The sequence below is a fragment of the Marinobacter xestospongiae genome (assembly GCF_023156385.1).
Taxonomy (GTDB): domain Bacteria; phylum Pseudomonadota; class Gammaproteobacteria; order Pseudomonadales; family Oleiphilaceae; genus Marinobacter; species Marinobacter xestospongiae.
Genome location: NZ_JAKZAK010000022.1, coordinates 15880 through 33628 on the forward strand (window position 1 = coordinate 15880; position 17749 = coordinate 33628).

The window sequence follows — 17749 nt, forward strand, 5'->3', positions numbered from 1 at the left end:
TCACTGCGATCCGGGCCCCTGGCCCGGTCCGGTTCAGGGGCTGGCAGCCACCACGGTGGTGTCGTCCCCGGTCTCCCGCATTGCCACCTGTTGCGGGCTGACTTCCATGCCGGGGTAGAACACTTTCTGAACGCCGTTGACGATGACCCGGTCACCGTCCGCCAGACCGTCGCGGATCACCATCAGGTCATCGACCTGGCGACCTACGGTGACGTGGCGGGGCGTGGCCTGGTTCTGGTCATTGATGACGTAGACAAAGCGACGGTCCTGGTCGGTCAGTACGGCTTTGCGGTTGACCATCAGGGCCTGGTCCAGCTGCGCCACCGGCATTTCGACCCGGGCGAACTGGCCGGGTTTGAGGCGTTCACCGGGGTTGGCCAGAACGGCGCGATACTGCAGGGTGCCGGTGCTGGCGTTGAGCTGGTTATCGATGAAGTCCAGCTCACCGCTGAGGGGCTGGTCGCTGTCGTTGCCGAGCTGGATTTTCACCGTTTGCGGCCCGCCAGCGGCCAGCAGCGCCTGACTGGCGGCAGCGGTCTGTTCATCCGCTTCGAAATAGACGTACATCGGGTCGACGGACACCACCGTGGTCAATTCGGTCTGGTCGGCGTTGGCCAGGTTGCCTCGGGTGACCAGGGCGCGGCCGGCGCGACCGCTGACCGGTGCGGTCACCCGGGTGTACTCCAGGTTCAGCTCTGCGCTGGTGAGTGCCGCCCGGGCGGCTGCCACGCTGGCCTGGGCGCCCATCAGCGCGGCGTCGCGCTGGTCGTATTCCTCCTGGGAGATGGCCCGGCTCTTCAGCAGGCTGCGGGCCCGGCCGGCTTCGCTGCGGGCCAACGCCAGCTGGCTGTTGGCCTGGGCCAGCTCGGCCTGGGCAGCCTGCACCCGGGCTTGATAGGGGCGGGGGTCGATCTGGAACAGCAGATCGCCGGCTTCTACCAAGGCGCCTTCGTCGAACGCCACCTGCTGGATGTAGCCGCTGACCCGGGGCCTGAGCATGACCGCGTCGGTGGCCGCCACCCGGCCGGTGAAGGATTGCCACAGGGTGACCGGCTCGGCCAGTACCTGCGCCACGTCCACTTCCGGCGGCGGTGGCATGGTCATGGCTTCCTCGCTCTGGGCCTCACAGCCGCTCAGGAAAATGGCCAGCACCAGGGCCAGGCCGCCTGCCAGCGGTGAGCGCCGGCGTGTGTCGTTGGTCAGACGTTCCATGATTCTCTGCTCCCGTTGTCGAATAGGTACCAGCACCACCTGTTGCGACCGTTTTTGCCGGTGACTGTCCCCTCAATCGTTTGGGCGAGGGACAAATCGACAGCCACCGTAATGCCTCAAGTAAACTTGAGGTCAACAGGTTATTGTCGTTGCTACAGCTGGGCGGGGTGATGCTCTGGGTCGATGGAAGGTTTCTCCACGAATGGTTGAGAACCTTACCGAGTCGGGACAAACGGGTGGTATCGGATTACTGCGAAACGATTGCCTGATTCTGCAAAGCGATTAAGAAAAGGTTATGGCATGGGGTGCTGGGTTCATTCTATAGTCTCTGTTATAAAAGGCTTTTATTGTGATTCGGCCGAATTGTCGAACGTTCAAGGTGTAACAAAAGTGCAACGCCTATCGACGGTGATGGCTTGCCCGTTCCTGTTTTTTGATTGCCTATTACTGCAAAAATTCTCGTTGGCAAACCAAGTGATTCCTGTCCCGCCGTATACTTCGACGCAGTGTTCGGCGATCGCTGAGCGGATGTGATTCACCAGATGGGGCATGCACCAGGAACGGGAGTGACCGATGTTGACCAGTAATCAGGAAACTGGCGTGGAACTGGACGCCGACATTGAGCAGATGCGCCAGCGCATTGCCTCGACGGTGGAGCGCTGGACGCCGAACCAGCAGGTGCAGGACACCCTGGTGCCCGGGTTGCAGCTGTTCCGGTCCGACAACCCGACCAGTTGCACCGCCACGGTGTACGAACCGTCGGTCTGTTTTATGGTGCAGGGCACCAAGAGCGTCAGCTTTGGCGACCGGGAGCTGTTCTACCAGGCCCTGACCTACATGGTGTCCTCGGTTCACCTGCCGGTGCTGGGCCGCATTCTGGACGCATCGCCGGAGTCGCCCTACCTGGCGTTCAAGCTCACTTTCGATCCCCAGGAAGTCAGTAACCTGGTGCTGGAAATGGGCGCGCAGTTGCCGCCGGTGAACGATTGCTGCGCCGAGGGTAACTGTGCGCTCAGTATGGCCACCATTGAACGCCCGCTGCTGGATGCGCTGTGCCGGTTCACTGGCCTGCTGGATGTTCCCCAGGACATTCCGGTGCTGGCACCGCTGATCCGGCGGGAGATCCTCTATCGGGTACTGCTGGGGGAAATGGGGCCGCGGATGCGCAAGTTCGCGGTGGCGGATTCGTCAGTCCAGCGGGTTTCCAGGGTGATTGCGGTACTCAAGGACCGCTACACCGAATCTCTCAAGGTGCGGGAGCTGGCGGATGAGGTGAACATGAGCGAGTCGGCGCTGTTCCACACCTTCAAGCAGGTGACCCGGATGTCGCCGCTGCAGTACCAGAAAAAACTGCGGCTGCATGAAGCCCGCCGGCTGATGCTGTCGGAAGGGCTGGAGGCCGCCACCGCCAGCTACCGGGTTGGCTACGAGAGCCCGTCCCATTTCAGTCGGGAGTACAGCCGCCTGTTTGGCGCACCGCCACGGGCGGATGTGATCAAGCTGCGGGGCGAACAGGCGGTGACGGCGCTGTCCTAGGGAGACCCTCAAAGCGCAAGATCCGGCTGGCTGAGTGCGGGCGGCGCGGGCACACTGACGATTATCCCGTGATGATCAGGAGTGCCGCCGATGTCGGACTACGAGCGCATTGCCCGCGCCATCCAATACCTCCGCAGCCACACCGGCGACCAGCCCTCGCTGGCCGCCGTAGCCGAGCATGTCCACCTCAGTGAGTACCACTTCCAGCGGCTGTTCCGGCGTTGGGCCGGGGTGACCCCCAAGCGTTACCTGCAGGCACTGACCCTGGCCCGGGCCAAGCAACTGCTGGCGGACAGCCGCCGATCCCTGCTGGCCACCAGCGATGAGTTGGGACTGAGCAGCAGTTCGCGGCTGTACGATCACTTTGTACAGCTGGAAGCGGTGACACCGTCCGAGTTCCGCCTGCGTGGCGCCGGCATGACCATCACCTGGGGGGTGCACGCCACACCGTTCGGGCCCGCCTTTGTGGCGCTGACGCCAAAGGGCGTGTGCCAGTTCGAGTTCGTGGCGCCGGCGCAGCCGCAGGCCCCGCTCCAGCGCCTGCTCGATCTCTGGCACCAGGCCCGGGTGGTGGAAGACCAGCCCGGCACTGCCTGGGTGGTGGCGCGGTTGCTGGCGGCGCCCGCCGAGGACGGTGCCCCCCTGTCACTGTGGGTGCAGGGCACCAACTTCCAGGTTCAGGTCTGGCGCGCGCTGTTGCAACTGGCCCCCGGGCACCTGGCCAGCTATCGCGACGTTGCGGTTGCCATTGGCCGCCCCACGGCAGCCCGGGCGGTGGGCACCGCGATCGGCGCCAACCCGGTGGCGCTGGCGATTCCCTGCCATCGAGTGTTGCGCCAGGGCGGCGAACTGGGGGGCTACCGCTGGGGAGAAACCCGCAAGCAGGCGATCCTGGCGCGGGAGCTGGCTCGCGCCGATGCCCCCGATCTGACCTCCGCGTGACCTGGCTTAAGCGCGAGTGTGGCGGTCGGCCCCACTGGCGCTGGCAATCTGGTATCTTTCCGTCCGGGTCCTGTTGTTACGGGCCAGCGCTGGCGGTCGTCTGTGGATAACTTCGTGGGTAAGCGGTGGTCAAATGGGCGGACAGCCTGTGGACAGGGTGTGTAAAACACGCATGTGGATAACGCTATGTGGATTGAGAACGAAGCACTGACCGGCCAGGTGGTCACCCTGGAGCCGCTCACGGAAGCTCACATCGAGCCGTTGCAGCGGGCGGTGGCGGACGGTGAAGGCTGGAAGCTGTGGTACGCCTCGGTACCGACCGTGGCCGCGATACCGGAGTACGTGCGTCAGGCCATGGCGGCTGCCGAGCGTGGCGATATTGCCTACGCGGTGCGATCCCGGGCCAGTGGCGACATCGTGGGTACCACCCGCTACTACAACGTCGACGCCGCCAACCGTCGGGCGATGATCGGTTATACCTGGTATGCCGCCGCCGTGCGCCGCAGTGCCGTCAACACCGAATGCAAGCTGCTGTTGCTCGGCCAGCTTTTCGAGCAGGCCGGCGCCGTCGCCGTGGAGTTCCGCACCCACTTCTTCAACCAGGCGTCCCGAGCCGCCATCGAACGGTTGGGGGCCAAGCAGGACGGTATTCTGCGCAATCACCAGATCATGGCGGACGGCTCTTACCGCGATACCGTGGTTTATTCCATCATTGCCAGTGAGTGGCCAGCGGTGAAGAATAACCTGCTGAGCAAGATGCAGCCCTGAAGGTTCGCCCTGTGCGCGGTGAACTCAAACCATGAGTGGAGGCCCCATGTTCGTTGTATCCCTGACCTACGTTGTTGAGTTGTCTGAGGTTGAGCCCCACCTGGCCGCCCATGTCGAGTTTCTCGAGCGGCACTACGCCAGGGGCCACTTTGTTGCATCCGGGCGCAAGGTGCCCCGCACCGGGGGCATCATCCTGGCCCGGGTGGCCAGCCGTGAGCAGCTCGACGCAATCCTGGCGGAAGATCCGTTCCAGCAGGCGGGTGTGGCGGAATACGAGGTCACTGAGTTCCTCGCCACCAAGGTGGCGCCGGGGTTCGAGTCGATCAAGGACTCCCTGCAGTGAGACGGGTGTCGCGTCGATGAACGTCAAGCAGTTCGCCGAGCGGGTGGGGCTGAGTCCGCACACCATCCGCTATTACGACAAGCTGGGTCTGCTGGGAGAGGTGCGTCGCGGACCCAATGGCCACCGCTATTTCTCCGAGCGGGACCTGGAGTGGATCGGCTTCGTGCACCGCTTGCGGGACACCGGCATGCCGGTTGAACAGATGCTGGAATACGCCCGCCTGCGAGCCGAAGGCGACACCACCATGGCGGCGCGCCAGGCGGTGCTGGAGTGCCACGCTGAGGCGCTCGACGCCCACATCCGACAGCAGCAGGCTCACCTGGACAACCTGACCCGCAAAATCGCCTGGTATCGCCAGCAACTGGCCGGCAAGACCGGTTCTTGACTGAGAGTTCACTCCAAGGCGTAGCCTTCCTCCTGAGTCACAGTCGTTCAATAACCCAGGAGGATTCCGAACATGTCCCGTAACACCCTGTTTGTTTTTGCCAAGATCTCCCCCAAAGCGGCTCACCTTGAGGATGCCAAGGCGGCGCTGCTGGCGATGCTGCCGGCGACCCACGCCGAACCCGGTTGCCTGCAGTTCGAGCTGCACAGCTCACCGGACGATGGTTGCCTGTACCTGTACGAGGAATGGGTGGATCGTCAGGCCCTGGATGACCACCATCGCCAGCCCCACACCGAGGCGGTGGTGGCCCACTTCGAGCAATGGCTGGCGGTACCCACTGAAGTGACGCTGTTGCATCGGGACCGGGACACCACTCACTGAAGGCCACCCGCCGGCTTGTGCCGGCGGCAGAAATCCTTAAGGTGTTGTCCCTGATCGGAGGTTCCCTAATTCACCGGGCCGGACGGAGTCCGGCCAGCGACAGGTACAGAATGGACCCGGCCAACCTGCTGAAAATCGATTCTCTGGACAACGAATGGCGCGACAAGGACACCGTCATGCTGCATGCCTGTTTTCAATTGCTGAAAGATTGTGTGGAACAAGAACGCCTGCTCGATGGCAACACCGACTGGCAGGCGGATGAACGCCAGCGTGAGACCTACCGTGAACTCAAGGCCCTGTACGACTGGTGGTGTGGTTACGCTGACAACCGCTTCCCCGATGACGCCGATTACGCCCTGGAGACCCAGATGCTGGAGCGTCTGGTGCGGATTCGCTGGGCCATGTGGACCTGAACCCTGAAAGCCTGAGCCCTGGATGGCGGCTCCATGAGGACCGCCGTCAGGCCAGATCGCTTTCCAGGCTGTCGCGGCGATGGTCCTGCAGTTCACCGTCCTGAAACAGGTGGCTGTAATGGGTCCGCACACTGTCGACGATGAACTCGTGGGGCAGGTCATCGAACACGCCGTGGTCCTCAATGTATTCCATGTGGGCGTGGCCGTCGGCGGTGTACTGCTGGAATACCGAATCCCGCAGCCCGTCAAAGGCCAGTGGCTCAACCCCCATAATCTGACACAGGCGGTTGTTGAAGGCCGGGGTGGCCTTGACCCAGCGCTCATTCAGGTAAAGTTCGATATAGCCGTGCATGCGGAAGATGTCTGATCGCAGGAACTCGATCAGCTTGGGGCTGGACAGGTGGTTGCGGACATCCGCCAGACCCAGCCGGCTGGGCACGCCGATGGCCCGGGCGGCGGCCCCCAGCAGAACCGCCTTGGGAATGCAGTAGGATTCGCCGCTGATCAGGGCGTGACTGGCGCGGAAGGTGTCAGGGTCATCACTGAACACGTAGGGGTTGTAGTGCACCTCATCCCGCACGGCCAGGTACAGGGCCCGCACCTGACTCACCGGATCGGTGGCAACGCCGTCGAGCTGCTGGTCGATCCACTGCGCCAGCTGGGGCTGGTGGTAGTCGAAAAAACGGGTTGCCTGCAGGTAATTGTCCATACGTCACGTCCACGAAGTTGATCAGATGCGGTTTAGGGCGGATACAAGGGATGCTCCCGCACCTGGTCGTGGGCCACAATAGGAAAATCGGACAATTCGGTTGGCCCCATCGGCCACTGGTTTGCAGCGCTAATCTATGAGCAGGAGGCATCATGACCGTCACTCGCATTGTCGCTAATATTGCAACGCCGCAGATACAGCCCTCAGAACGCGCCCTTCGGGGCCTTCGGAGCGATCCACACTCGGTGTTGCGACTTCTTGAAAGGCAACCAGCCTTCCTGCAAAGCCGCGCCTTGAGTGTGAACCGCTCTGAAGGCCAGAGGTGATCCGGAGTTAATCAGAGGCTCCCGAGACGTTCTACGAGGATATCCTGGGGCTGTCGCTGTTGATGGACCACGGCTGGCTCCGTACCTATGGCAATCAGCAACGGATGTCGGTGCAGGTCAGCTTCGCCGAGCAGGGCGGTGGCGATACCCCGGTGCCCGATCTGTCGGTGGAGGTGGACGATCTCGACGCGGTGCTTGCCCGGATCAACGCGGCGGGTATCAATCTGGAGTATGGGCCGGTGACTGAGCCCTGGGGCATGCGCCGCTTCTTCGTGCGCGATCCCCTTGACCGGCTGGTGAACATTCTTGAGCATTTGACGGAGTAGTCTTTCCATGTCCGATTCGATCCATGTGCGCACCTGGCGTGGCCCGTTGGCGGAGTTTGTGATTGGCGCCTACCGGGGGCAGCTGTGCCTGCTGGACTATCGCTATCGGCGGTTACGTCAGCGTGTGGATCAGCGGATCCAGCGCAACCTGGGGGCGTCGTTCCTGGAGGCGGATGATCCGGTAATCGACGCCACGATTGCCCAGTTGGAGGAATACGGTCGTGGCGAGCGGCAACAGTTCGAGTTGCCGCTGCGGCTGGCGGGCAGTGAGTTCCAGCAGGCGGTGTGGCAGGCGCTGATGGCGGTGCCCTACGGCGGTACCGCCAGTTATGGTGAGCTGGCGGAACGGCTGGGGCAGCCGCAGGCGGTGCGGGCGGTGGCCAATGCCAACGGCGCCAATGCGCTGGCGTTGGTGGTGCCCTGCCATCGCATCATTGGCCGCCGCGGTGAGCTGGTGGGTTACGGTGGCGGCCTTGAGCTGAAGCGCCGACTGCTGCGGCTGGAACAGGAACATGTGGGGCAGCTGCCACTGTTTGCCGACCATCCCAGTGCGGAGACCAACGATGAATAAAGTATTACTCAGTGCCTGCCTGTTGGGCCGCCGGGTGCGTTACGACGGTGGTGGCCTGGCGGTGACGGACGACATCCTGGCCCGCTGGCAGTCCGAAGGTCGGGTGGTGACGGTGTGTCCGGAAGTGGACGCCGGTATGGCCATTCCCCGCTCACCGGCGGAGATTCAGGGAGGTGACGGGCGCGATGTACTGGCCGGTTCCGCAACGGTGATGGAGCGGGACGGCGGTGTGGTGACCGATGCCTTCCGGCGTGGGGCCGAACTGGCCCTGGCGGCATGCCAGCGCCATGGTATCCGGGTGGCGGTGCTGACCGAGTCCAGTCCGTCCTGCGGCAGCCAGACCATCTACGACGGTCGCTTTGCCGGCCACAAGCGCGATGGCGTCGGCGTGACCACCGCGCTGCTGACCGCCCACGGCATCCAGGTTTTCAGCCAGCACCGGCTGGCAGAGGCGGACGCCGCCCTGCGCGCCAGCCCCGGCGCTCGATAGTTACTGCTTTGGCGACTGCGTCAGATAGGACGTGAGTTACTGCACGGCCGGGCCGGTTTCCACCGTCAGCCCGGCGGCCTGCCACTGGGGATAGCCGTTGATCAGTCGCAGTGCCTCCAGCCCCCGGGCCCGCAGGGCGATCACGGTGTCGTGGGAGAGCAGGCAGTGGGGGCCGCGGCAGTAGGCCACCACCGGGCGATCGGCGGGCAACTCAGCCAGCCGCTGGGCCAACTCCTCAAACGGAATGTTGATGGCGCCGGGCAGATGGCCCAGGGCGTAATCGGCTTCAGTCCGCACATCCAGCAGGGTGACGTCACCGTCCTGCAACCGTTGCAGCAGCGCGTCGCAATCGATCGCCTCCAGGGTGTCTGGCTGATAGACGCTGTCATCCACCATCGCCTGGACCCGACGGCGCTGCTGTTCGCTGAATTCCCGCAGTGCCGCCAGCAAGGGAAGGATCGGGCCGTCTCCGAGCCGATACAGCACCCGTTTGCCGTCGCGGCGGGTTTGCACCAGTCCGGCCCGTTTCAGGTGTTGCAGGTGCTGGGAGGCATTGGCCACGCTCAGCCCGGAAAGCTGGGCCAGCGACTCCACCGCCCGTTCGCCCTGGGCAATGTGCTCCAGCAGCGACAGGCGGTGGGGGTGACCCAGGGTACGCGCCAGATCGGCGGAGTCCTGGACCAGGGATTGGGCAGAAGGCAGTCGTGTCATTGACCAGACGCTATCATCCCTTCATCATTCAATCAATCAATTGAATGTAGGGAATGGAGTATGAGCACAAGTCTCGAGTTGCTGTTCTGGGGTGCGCTGGTGGGAACGGGCGCCACCGTGGTGATGGATCTGTGGGCCTGGCTGGCCCGGCGGCTGCTGGGTATGGCGTCTCTCGACTGGGCGCTGGTGGGCCGCTGGGTTGGACAGTTGGCCCAGGGTAACTGGCGGCATGGACCTATTGCGAAAGTGCCGTCGATGGCGGGGGAACGCGCCCTGGGCTGGGCGGTGCATTATGCTGTCGGGGTGATCTTTGGTGTGGTGCTGTTGCAACTGTGGGGACTGGAGTGGGCCCTTCAGCCGACCCCCGGACCGGCCCTGGCCTTTGGCGTGTTGACGGTGGCGGCGCCGTTCCTGGTGATGCAGCCGGCGCTGGGGGCCGGCGTGGCCGCGTCCCGCACCCCTAATCCGGCCCAGGCCCGCTTCCGCAGCCTGCTGACCCACGCGGTATTCGGGCTGGGGCTGTACCTGTCGGCCTTGCTCCTGGCCCGGTGGATAACGGCATAATGGCGGACTCTGACGAACTCGACGTGAGGGCCGGCCATGGTTCGATCCCCATCTCCCGGGCAAACGCCCGAGATCCTCTTGGTGTACGACGGTGAATGCCCGGGAGGAGTCGGTGCCGACGCCATCCATGCCCTGGCGCTGATCAGCGGACGGTCCGGCTTGTTCAACCGCTTCAACTACTGGCTGTTCCGCTCCCCGCGGCGGGCGGCGCTGGTGTACCCTGTCTTGCGCAGCTGCCGCAATCTGTTGCTGAAACTGCTGCGCAAGACCCGTATCAACAACCTGGGCCTGCCGGACAACGACCGTTTTTAGGGAGCCTCAGATCAACTCTGAATCGCCTCTGCGCGATCCGAGGCGCCCGGCCGGCCCCATTTCAGGGAGAGAACCCATGGCGCTGTCCTCGCTGCTGGCTGAACTGGAAACCCTCGGAGAAACCAACGACGCTCGGGAGACCGACCGTGCCCGCAAACTGCTCAACATCACCCGCGATACCGGTGAGCTGCTGGCGGTGCTGCTGAAAGCCGGAGGCTGTCGCCGGGTGCTGGAGGTGGGCACTTCCAACGGCTATTCCACCCTGTGGCTGGCGTCGTCTTTGCCGGCGGATGGCTGCGTGGTTTCGCTGGACAGCGCCGCTGATAAACTGGCCATGGCCGCGGACAACCTGGCTCGCGCCGGGCTGACGGAACGGGTTGAGCTGGTGGAAGCCGACGCCACCGCCTACCTGGCGGAGCAGTCGACCGCGTTTGACCTGGTGTTCCTGGATGCCGACCGTAGCCAGTACCCGGCGATGGCGGAAGACGTGTTCCGGCTGGTCCGCCCCGGCGGTTTGCTGGTGTGCGACAATGTGCTGTCGCACGCGGATGAGGTGGCGCCCTTCCTGGCAGCGGTGGAGGCCAGTGGGCTGTTTACCAGCGCCATTGTGCCGGTTGGCAAGGGAGAACTGGTGGCCTGCCGTCATCCGGACTGACTGGCTGCTTTTGGCCAGGTCGGGACACTTGTTGTGGCGTCGCCGCCAGGCCGCAAGAGAGTAAAGGAAGAACAATGAAAGCGCTGTTGATCATCCTGCTGGTGGGCGGTGTGTCCTACCGGTTCTCAGACGCGGATTCCGGTCAGTTGCTGACCGGTTTCCTGTTCCCGTTCCTGTGTGGCGGCTCGGTGGTCGCCGGCGTAATCTGGCTGTTCTGCCACCTGGACTACCGCGGTGGTTCCGGTGGCGGCGGCGGGACTGGCAGCGGCGGTTTTGGCGGCTTCGGTGACGGCGGTGGCGGCTGCGGTGGTGGTGACGGCGGCGGGGGCTGCTAGCCCCGCGCCCCGGTGCCATTCAGGTACTCCGTCACCGTCCGCTTCAGAAGGTAAACACCCGCACCCTGGCGTCCCGCATCAGGCTGGCCATTGCTGGCGGTGTCGCGACGGTGACGCCCTCCGCCAGATCTTCCTCGCCATGCTCGCTGTTGGGCAGATAGAGCGCACAGACCTGGACTTCGGCGCCCTGCTGCTGCAGCCGCCGGAGCATTTGCGCCGGAGTGACCTGTTTCGGCGCCAGCACCGTGGCTGGCGGGTTGGCGAGCGCCAGGTCGCCGGCCTGGTCACACAGCAACACCCGCACCCGGGTGCCCTGACTGGCCAAGGTGTTGCCCAGCACCATGGCCATGCCCTGGGTTTGGGGCGAGGCGCTGGAAAGGATCAGCAGGGTCTGGTCGACGGTCATGGTGGGCGTCTCCTCGGCGGTGGCGACAGTGGTTGTCAGGCACAGCAGCACGGCGAGCCACAGTCGGCGGATGATGATGGACATGGCGGTCTCCTATTAGCGGGGTTTGCGGGTGTGGCAGGTGTTGATGCCCAGCAGCCGGTAGGCGGGGCAGTTGCCCAGGGCGGCGGTGGCCAGCGGCACTACCCCCAGCCAGCCCCACGGGGTCTGTGGGCCGATGAAGGCCAGCGCGATCAGCGCCAGGCCGACAACAAGACGCAGGCTGCGGTCGATGGGTCCAAGGTTTTTGCACATCAGCAGTTACTCCCAAACCGGTGGTTGATGGCCTGACTTTAAGGCTGCCGGCGTCGGCGCTCAGTGACTAAGTCACAGTCCCCGGGGTGGCGCGGCACTAAATTAGCGGGCGCAGCGCTGGTGTCAGAAGAGGAGGGTGTAATGAGTGAGCAGGGCGTGTGGCAGGGACTGCCGGAAGCGATACAGGCACGCATTCGTGATGGCAGTCAGGTCGTTGATATCGCCGCCGGCGAGGTACTGTTCCGCGCCGGGGATGGCTGCCGTGGCCTGCCTCTGGTGGTCACCGGCACGGTGCGGGTGCAGATGACCGGAGCGTCCGGCCACAGCATCGTGCTGTACCGGGTGGAGGCCGGGGATGTCTGTACCCTGTCCATCGGCTGCCTGATGACCGGCGCCGGCTACCGTGCCGAGGCGGTGACAGAGAGCCCGGTTACGGTCCAGCTGCTGCCGGTGGTGCTGTTCGAGCAGTTGATGGCCCAGTCGCCCGAGTTCCGTCAGGTGGTGATGGCCGCCTATGGCCGACGACTCGACGACCTGATGCTGCTGGTGGAGGAAGTGGCATTCCGGCGTATGGACGAGCGCCTGGCGGAATGGCTGGCCGGTCATCGTCCGCGGGGCGAGATACGCATCACCCACCAGCAACTGGCGGTGGAGCTGGGCACGGCCCGTGAGGTGGTGAGCCGACTGCTCAAGGAGCTGGAACATCAGGGCCAGCTGCAACTGGGGCGCGGGGTGATCCGTTTCCTGGCATCATCGACGTCTTCGGCTTGATTTCGGCAAGCCGCTGCTGGTCTGATAGGCGGCTTTGCCGCAAATACCGGAACCCGATGGTGGACCAACCATGACCATTACCCCTTTCCAGGCTCTGACCTGTCCGCTGGATGGCGCCCCGCTGAGCGCGGAGGAGCGGCGCTGGTGCTGCCCGTCCGGCCACAGCTTTGACACTGCCCGCCAGGGCTACGTGCATCTGTTGCCGGTACAGAACAAACGCTCCCGTGACCCCGGCGACAGCAAGGACATGGTCGCCGCCCGGCAACGGTTCCTGGCCCATGACGATTACCACCCCATTGCCGAGGCGGTCAGCCGCCGGGTGCTGGCGGCGGCTCCGTCCACCGCGCCCCTGTGTTGCCTGGATGCCGGCTGCGGCGAAGGCTACTACCTGCGGGTACTGGCGGAGTTGGCCACCGTTGCCGACCGGGACCTGGAACTGCTGGGGCTGGATATCTCGAAGTGGGCGGTGCAGGCCGCTGCCCGCCAGGACCGGCGGGTACGCTGGCTGGTGGCCAGCAATGCCAACCTGCCGGTGGCCGACAACGCCCTGGACTGGGTGCTGTGCCTGTTCGGGTTCCCGGTCTACGACCAGTTTGCCCGGGTGCTCAAACCCGGTGGCCGCCTGTTGCAGGTGGACGCCGGCCCGGAGCATTTGCGCCAGCTGCGGGAAATTCTCTATCCCCAGCTGCGTGAGTCCGCCAACACCGGGGCCGACGCCCCGGCCGGGTTTGAGCGCGAGGGTGAAGAGCGCATCCATTACCCCCTGACCCTGCCCAGCCAGGAGCGCATTGCCGACCTGCTGGCGATGACACCTCATGGCTATCGCGCCAAGCCGGAAGGCCGGGCCCGGGCTGCGGCACTGGACGCCCTTGAGGTCACGGTGGATGTGCGCCTCGTGAGCTGGCAGCGACGATAGCGGTCCGTGCTATGCTGGACGCTCCAGTGGCAACCGGGATGACCTGCCGTGACCGCAACCCCTGATCCGATCTTCTGGTGCGACGATCGTCTGCCTCACGTCGAGCTGCGTAAGGTGGCCGATGGTCGCCAGGTCTGTTACGCCCCCCACAGCCACCGGGAATGGTCCCTGGGGGCCATCACCGCCGGGTGCAGCACCTTCGACTACCGCGGCCAGCGCCATTACATGAAGGCAGGTGATCTGGTGCTGATCAATCCCGACTGGGTGCACAACTGCAACCCCATCGACAACCAGCCCTGGTCCTACCTGATGCTGTACGTCGATACCCACTGGCTGACCCGTCTGCGCCACGATCTTGACCAGCTGCCGGCCCCGGCCTGGCAGGACCTGGCCACTGCCACGCAGGATGATCCCGAGTTGTACCAGGGCTTCTGCGAGCTGGCCGACACGCTGCTGGACCCGGACCGGGAACTGCTGGCGAAGCAGGACCGGCTGGTGGACTATCTGACGCATCTGCTTGAGCGAGTCGCGGCGGCACCTTCGCCGGTGCCGGTGAGGGTGCCGCCCAGGATCGGTGAACTGGCGACGTATCTGGACCAGCACTGTACCGACGATCTCAGCCTTGACGCCCTCTGTCAGCAGGTTGGCTGCAGCCCGGGTTACCTGATCCGCGCCTTCCGTCAGGCCTTTGGCCTGACGCCCCATGCCTACCTGGTCAATCGTCGCATTCAGCTGGGCCGGCAACAGCTGCGCCAGGGACTGCCCATCGCCGAAGCGGCCCTCAATGCCGGGTTTAGCGATCAGCCCCATTTCCAGCGCACCTTCAAGCGCCTGGTAGCAGCCACCCCCAACCAGTACCGGCGTCAGACTTCTTCGGTAGGCGCCAGCGACTCCTAGCTCACCATCAGGAACACACAGCTGGCGGCCAGCAGTGCCGCCAGGGTCCGGTTCAGCCCCTGCAGCACTTTGGGCTGGCGGACGTAATGCCGCAGAAAGGCCCCGCTCACCACCCAGCTTCCCAGCGACAGCCAGCAGATCGGCAGGTACAGCGCGGCGAACAGCAGCACCTGGCCAGTCTCGGCGCCCTGGGTGTAGGCGCCAATACCGGAAACCGAGGCCAGCCAAGCCTTGGGATTGAGCCACTGCATCATCCACCCGGTGATGAAACCGGGGCCGTGCCCCTCAGTCTCCGGCAGCTCCCCGCTGTCCCGGGCCAGCTGGTAGCTGAGGTACAGCAGAAAGGCGATGCCGCCCCAGCGCAGGATCTGGTTGAAGCCGGGCAGTTGCGACAGCAGCGCGTGCAGTCCGAAACCGATGGCGAGAAACAGCACGATAAACCCCAGAGTGGCGCCGGTGACAAAGATCAGCCCGCGAGCCATCGGATAGCGGGTCCCGCTGCTGAGGCAGACCAGATTGACCGGTCCGGGGGAGATCGAGGCGGCCAGGGCAAAGGCGGACATGGGCAGAATCAGGGACAGGCTCATGGCTGGCTCCTTGTGGTTGTGAGAGTCCATTGACAGGGGCATTGATTGTGCCCGGCCGCAGTCGCCGGGTATTGAACAAAATGACACCCCGGGTCGTACCTCCCTCTGCTGTCTCCCTCTACGACCAGGGCACACTGGCAAGCCCGGGTAAGGACTGCTTCACTGATAGCCATGATCGTCGGACAGTGGGCCCAATGGCGACCATGGCAACGGTAGGGAGGGCGATGAAACGCGATGCAGAGCTGGAGTGATGCCGACTGGCTGGACCTGAGCCTGGCACTGGTTGAGGCGCCGACCGCCGGGCATGACAACGCCATTCACCGTTTCCTTGGCAAGCTGGGAGATCGTTTTCAGGCCTGTCGCTGCAGCCTGCATCTGCTGGATCATGCCGGTGCCGTGTTGCGGCGGTCCCATGCCTGGCAGGTGGAGGATCACACCCTGGCGCCGGGTTGGCAGCGGCTGACCCTGGCCCGCTTCCCCTGGTTGGTGGCGCAACTGCGGGGCCAGCGTCAGGTGACCATCGATCAGCCCGAGGCGCTGGGTCAGGAGGCGGCGGCGGAAAAATCGCTGTTGCAGAAACACCAGACCCGCTCCCTGGTGATGGTGCCGGTAAGCGCCGATGGCGCCGACCTCGGTTATCTCAGTTGTGAAGGTGTGCGCCAGGCGCTGCCATCGGTGTCGGAGGTGGCCAATGGCCTGGCGCCGGCGGCGCGGATGCTGGCGTCGGCGGTGCAGGGCTGGCTCGACGCCAACGAGCGGCGGCGTCTGGACCAGAGTCTCAGTACCTTTGCCAGCCAATTTCCCGGTGTGGTCTACCAGTTCCAGCTGTTCCCCGATGGTTTTGCCCGCTGTCCCTTTATCAGCGACACCGTGGAACAGCTGTTCGAGGTGCCGGCGGCCCAGGCCCGTGAGGACGTGCGACCGCTACTGGCCCGTATCCACCCGGAGGACCTGGGGCGGTTCTTCGAGGCCATCGAGACCTCCCGGGCCAATCTCACTCCCTGGTTCCTGCAGTTTCGTGGCCGCCGCCCCAGTGGTGAGGTGTTCTGGGTCGAGGCGCGCTCAGTGCCGGAACCGCAACCGGATGGCAGCATGCTGTGGCACGGCTACTTCCACGACATCACCGCCCAGGTGGAGGCGCAGCGGCGATTGCGCCAGCAGGCGGAACAGACCGAGGCCATCCTCGCCAATGTGGCGGACGCCATTCTCACCATTGACCACAAAGGCCGGATTCGCACCTTCAATCCCGCCGCCGAGCGGATCTTTGGTCTGCAGGCCGGGGATGTGATTGACCATCCGGTGGCGGAATTGCTGACCTATCCCCACCGCCGCAGGCTGTATCGGCTGCTGCGCAAGCAGGGCGGTCTGGTCGACGGTCGGGAAGTGGAAGGGGTGCGGGCCGATGGCAGCGTGTTTCCTGCTGAGGTCAAACTGTCGGTGATTGATACCCAGGGTGACCTGCGGTACGTGGCGGCGGTACGGGATCTGAGCCAGAGCAAGCGGGCGGAGGCGGAGATCGAGCAGCTGGCGTTTTTTGACCCGCTCACCGGCCTGCCCAATCGCCGCCTGCTGGTGGACCGGCTGGTCCAGGCCCAGGCTTCCAGTGAGCGCAATACCCAACACGCCGCCCTGGTGTTCATTGATCTGGACGACTTCAAGACCATCAACGACTCCGCCGGTCACGCAGTGGGCGATGAGCTGCTGCGGCAGGTGGGTCAGCGACTGTCGGCCACCGTCAAGGACCTGGACACCGTCGCCCGCCTGGGCGGCGATGAGTTCGTGTTGATCCTCAAGGGCTTTGCCGGTGATCCGACCCGGGCGGCCACCCAGGTGGAAAAAGTCTGTGAACGGGTCCGACGTCAACTGAACCGGCCCTACCGGTTGTCAGGAGGTGAGTACACTGGCTCCCCCAGCCTTGGGGTAACGCTGTTTTTCGGTCGCCGCCGTCAGCCGGACGAACTGCTGCGCCACGCCGACCTGGCGATGTACCGCGCCAAGGAAAACGGCAAGAACCGGATTGCCTTCTACGATGCCGAGATGCAGCGGATCGTCACCGAACGGCTACAACTGGAATCGGACCTGCACCTGGGGCTCAAGCATGGCCAGTTCCAGTTGCACTACCAGTTGCAGGTAGACTGCCAGCAGCAGCCGGCGGGAGTGGAAGCGCTGGTGCGCTGGCATTCGCCGGAACGCGGTTGGGTGTCGCCGAGGGCGTTCATTCCGCTGGCGGAGGAGAACGGCTTCATCGTGCCCCTGGGGCACTGGGTGCTGGACCAGGCCTGCCACCAGCTGGCGCAGTGGCAGGCTGCCCCGGCGCCGTTCAGCCAGTTGGTGATGGCGGTGAACGTCAGTGCCCGCCAGTTTCACCAGCCGGCGTTCGTGGCGTCGGTGGAGGCCGCGCTGGCGCGCTCCGGGGCACCGCCGCGGCTGCTCAAGCTGGAGTTGACCGAGAGTGTGTTCGCCCAGGATCTGGAGCTGATCCGGGATCGTTTGCAGCGCCTCAAGGCCCTGGGTATCCGGGTGTCGCTGGACGATTTCGGCACCGGCTACTCGTCGCTGGGTTATCTCAAGCGGTTGCCGCTGGACGAGCTCAAGATCGACCAGGGCTTTGTCCGCTGCCTGCACCGGTCCGCCGGTGACGCGGCCATCGCCCGGATGATCATTGCCCTGGCGGCGGAAATGGAGCTGACAGTGGTGGCCGAGGGGGTGGAGCGGGACGATCAGTTCCAGGCCCTGGTGGCCATGGGGTGCGACCGGTTCCAGGGCTTTCTGTTCGCGCGGCCGCTGGCACTGGCGGAGGTGGAATCCCTGCTGCAGGGTGTTAATGCGTAGCCGGGAACCATCGGCGAACACCCGGGTCACCTTGTCAGCGGTTTCCCGGGGCCGAAAGCAGGAGGAT

The 17749-nt window shown here is 64.6% G+C and carries 23 protein-coding genes and 1 pseudogene; 18 read left to right on the plus strand and 6 right to left on the minus strand.

Translation table 11 applies throughout. The annotated features are described in order from the left end of the window. Positions 1-33: 33 nt before the first annotated feature. Positions 34-1212 carry an efflux RND transporter periplasmic adaptor subunit gene (locus MLD24_RS15635; RefSeq protein WP_248167838.1) on the minus strand — a complete coding sequence of 393 codons (1179 nt, stop codon included), beginning with the start codon at positions 1210-1212 and terminating at the stop codon, positions 34-36. A gap of 573 nt (positions 1213-1785) precedes the next feature. On the opposite strand from MLD24_RS15635, the gene MLD24_RS15640 reads away from it, so the two are divergent. From MLD24_RS15640 to MLD24_RS15670, 7 genes are all read left to right on the plus strand, one after another. Further along, the gene (locus tag MLD24_RS15640; protein WP_248167840.1) at positions 1786-2748 is read left to right on the plus strand and encodes an AraC family transcriptional regulator; all 963 of its coding nucleotides are present in this window, start codon (positions 1786-1788) and stop codon (positions 2746-2748) included. A 90-nt stretch (positions 2749-2838) separates the two neighbouring features. Continuing rightward, a complete protein-coding gene (locus MLD24_RS15645) occupies positions 2839-3690 on the plus strand; it encodes a bifunctional transcriptional activator/DNA repair enzyme AdaA (RefSeq protein ID WP_248167842.1) in 852 nt (283 codons plus the stop codon). A gap of 186 nt (positions 3691-3876) precedes the next feature. Next, a complete protein-coding gene (locus tag MLD24_RS15650; RefSeq protein WP_248167844.1) occupies positions 3877-4458 on the plus strand; it encodes a GNAT family N-acetyltransferase in 582 nt (193 codons plus the stop codon). A 46-nt stretch (positions 4459-4504) separates the two neighbouring features. Next, positions 4505-4801, plus strand: coding sequence for a YciI family protein (locus MLD24_RS15655; protein WP_227173087.1), 297 nt, complete (start codon positions 4505-4507; stop codon positions 4799-4801). A gap of 16 nt (positions 4802-4817) precedes the next feature. Continuing rightward, positions 4818-5186: a MerR family transcriptional regulator gene (locus MLD24_RS15660; protein ID WP_248167846.1), complete on the plus strand. Its 369-nt coding sequence runs from the start codon at positions 4818-4820 to the stop codon at positions 5184-5186. A gap of 72 nt (positions 5187-5258) precedes the next feature. Next, a complete protein-coding gene (locus tag MLD24_RS15665) occupies positions 5259-5567 on the plus strand; it encodes a putative quinol monooxygenase (RefSeq protein WP_248167848.1) in 309 nt (102 codons plus the stop codon). Positions 5568-5677: 110 nt separating this feature from the next. After that, positions 5678-5980: a hypothetical protein gene (locus tag MLD24_RS15670; protein ID WP_248167850.1), complete on the plus strand. Its 303-nt coding sequence runs from the start codon at positions 5678-5680 to the stop codon at positions 5978-5980. 46 nt (positions 5981-6026) lie between these two features. On the opposite strand, the gene MLD24_RS15675 is transcribed toward MLD24_RS15670, so the two are convergent. Continuing rightward, complete coding sequence (locus MLD24_RS15675; protein ID WP_248167852.1) at positions 6027-6689, minus strand: transglutaminase-like domain-containing protein; 663 nt, start codon at positions 6687-6689, stop codon at positions 6027-6029. A gap of 361 nt (positions 6690-7050) precedes the next feature. On the opposite strand from MLD24_RS15675, the pseudogene MLD24_RS15680 reads away from it, so the two are divergent. The 3 genes and pseudogenes from MLD24_RS15680 to MLD24_RS15690 all read left to right on the plus strand — a co-directional run. Beyond that, a pseudogene (locus tag MLD24_RS15680) lies at positions 7051-7341 on the plus strand (VOC family protein); the annotation flags it as partial. Between the two features lie 7 nt (positions 7342-7348). Then, positions 7349-7912 (plus strand): methylated-DNA--[protein]-cysteine S-methyltransferase, encoded by a 564-nt coding sequence (locus tag MLD24_RS15685; RefSeq protein WP_248167856.1) that lies wholly within the window; start codon positions 7349-7351, stop codon positions 7910-7912. After that, positions 7905-8402, plus strand: coding sequence for a 2-thiouracil desulfurase family protein (locus MLD24_RS15690; protein ID WP_248167858.1), 498 nt, complete (start codon positions 7905-7907; stop codon positions 8400-8402). The genes MLD24_RS15685 and MLD24_RS15690 overlap by 8 nt, the downstream gene beginning before the upstream one ends. A gap of 36 nt (positions 8403-8438) precedes the next feature. Here MLD24_RS15690 and MLD24_RS15695 read toward each other — a convergent pair whose 3' ends face one another. Next, positions 8439-9113, minus strand: a complete 675-nt coding sequence (locus MLD24_RS15695) for an ArsR/SmtB family transcription factor (RefSeq protein ID WP_248167860.1) — start codon at positions 9111-9113, stop codon at positions 8439-8441. A gap of 60 nt (positions 9114-9173) precedes the next feature. Here MLD24_RS15695 and MLD24_RS15700 point away from each other — a divergent pair, with 60 nt between their 5' ends. The 4 genes from MLD24_RS15700 (at position 9174) to MLD24_RS15715 (ending at position 10979) form a co-directional block, all read left to right on the plus strand. Then, the gene (locus MLD24_RS15700; RefSeq protein ID WP_248167861.1) at positions 9174-9677 is read left to right on the plus strand and encodes a DUF2938 domain-containing protein; all 504 of its coding nucleotides are present in this window, start codon (positions 9174-9176) and stop codon (positions 9675-9677) included. 36 nt (positions 9678-9713) lie between these two features. Next, the gene (locus MLD24_RS15705; RefSeq protein ID WP_248167863.1) at positions 9714-9989 is read left to right on the plus strand and encodes a hypothetical protein; all 276 of its coding nucleotides are present in this window, start codon (positions 9714-9716) and stop codon (positions 9987-9989) included. A 76-nt stretch (positions 9990-10065) separates the two neighbouring features. Beyond that, the gene (locus MLD24_RS15710) at positions 10066-10644 is read left to right on the plus strand and encodes an O-methyltransferase (protein ID WP_248167864.1); all 579 of its coding nucleotides are present in this window, start codon (positions 10066-10068) and stop codon (positions 10642-10644) included. A 74-nt stretch (positions 10645-10718) separates the two neighbouring features. Further along, positions 10719-10979 (plus strand): hypothetical protein, encoded by a 261-nt coding sequence (locus MLD24_RS15715; protein WP_248167866.1) that lies wholly within the window; start codon positions 10719-10721, stop codon positions 10977-10979. Positions 10980-11022: 43 nt separating this feature from the next. Here the strand turns inward: MLD24_RS15715 and MLD24_RS15720 are convergent, their stop codons facing one another. Beyond that, positions 11023-11469 (minus strand): DsrE family protein, encoded by a 447-nt coding sequence (locus tag MLD24_RS15720; RefSeq protein ID WP_248167867.1) that lies wholly within the window; start codon positions 11467-11469, stop codon positions 11023-11025. A 12-nt stretch (positions 11470-11481) separates the two neighbouring features. Beyond that, positions 11482-11679 carry a YgaP family membrane protein gene (locus MLD24_RS15725; protein WP_248167870.1) on the minus strand — a complete coding sequence of 66 codons (198 nt, stop codon included), beginning with the start codon at positions 11677-11679 and terminating at the stop codon, positions 11482-11484. Positions 11680-11820: 141 nt separating this feature from the next. Between MLD24_RS15725 and MLD24_RS15730 the strand changes: the two genes are divergently transcribed. The 3 genes from MLD24_RS15730 to MLD24_RS15740 all read left to right on the plus strand — a co-directional run bounded on the left by MLD24_RS15730 (position 11821) and on the right by MLD24_RS15740 (position 14263). Continuing rightward, a complete protein-coding gene (locus tag MLD24_RS15730; RefSeq protein WP_248167873.1) occupies positions 11821-12450 on the plus strand; it encodes a Crp/Fnr family transcriptional regulator in 630 nt (209 codons plus the stop codon). A gap of 70 nt (positions 12451-12520) precedes the next feature. Continuing rightward, a complete protein-coding gene (locus MLD24_RS15735; protein WP_248167875.1) occupies positions 12521-13366 on the plus strand; it encodes a putative RNA methyltransferase in 846 nt (281 codons plus the stop codon). 48 nt (positions 13367-13414) lie between these two features. Continuing rightward, positions 13415-14263: an AraC family transcriptional regulator gene (locus MLD24_RS15740; RefSeq protein ID WP_227173103.1), complete on the plus strand. Its 849-nt coding sequence runs from the start codon at positions 13415-13417 to the stop codon at positions 14261-14263. Here MLD24_RS15740 and MLD24_RS15745 read toward each other — a convergent pair. After that, a complete protein-coding gene (locus MLD24_RS15745; RefSeq protein ID WP_248167970.1) occupies positions 14260-14844 on the minus strand; it encodes a LysE family translocator in 585 nt (194 codons plus the stop codon). The two genes, MLD24_RS15740 and MLD24_RS15745, sit on opposite strands and share 4 nt — an antisense overlap. Before the next feature lie 240 nt (positions 14845-15084). Between MLD24_RS15745 and MLD24_RS15750 the strand changes: the two genes are divergently transcribed. Continuing rightward, positions 15085-17682, plus strand: a complete 2598-nt coding sequence (locus MLD24_RS15750) for a putative bifunctional diguanylate cyclase/phosphodiesterase (protein ID WP_248167877.1) — start codon at positions 15085-15087, stop codon at positions 17680-17682. Positions 17683-17749 lie beyond the last annotated feature (67 nt).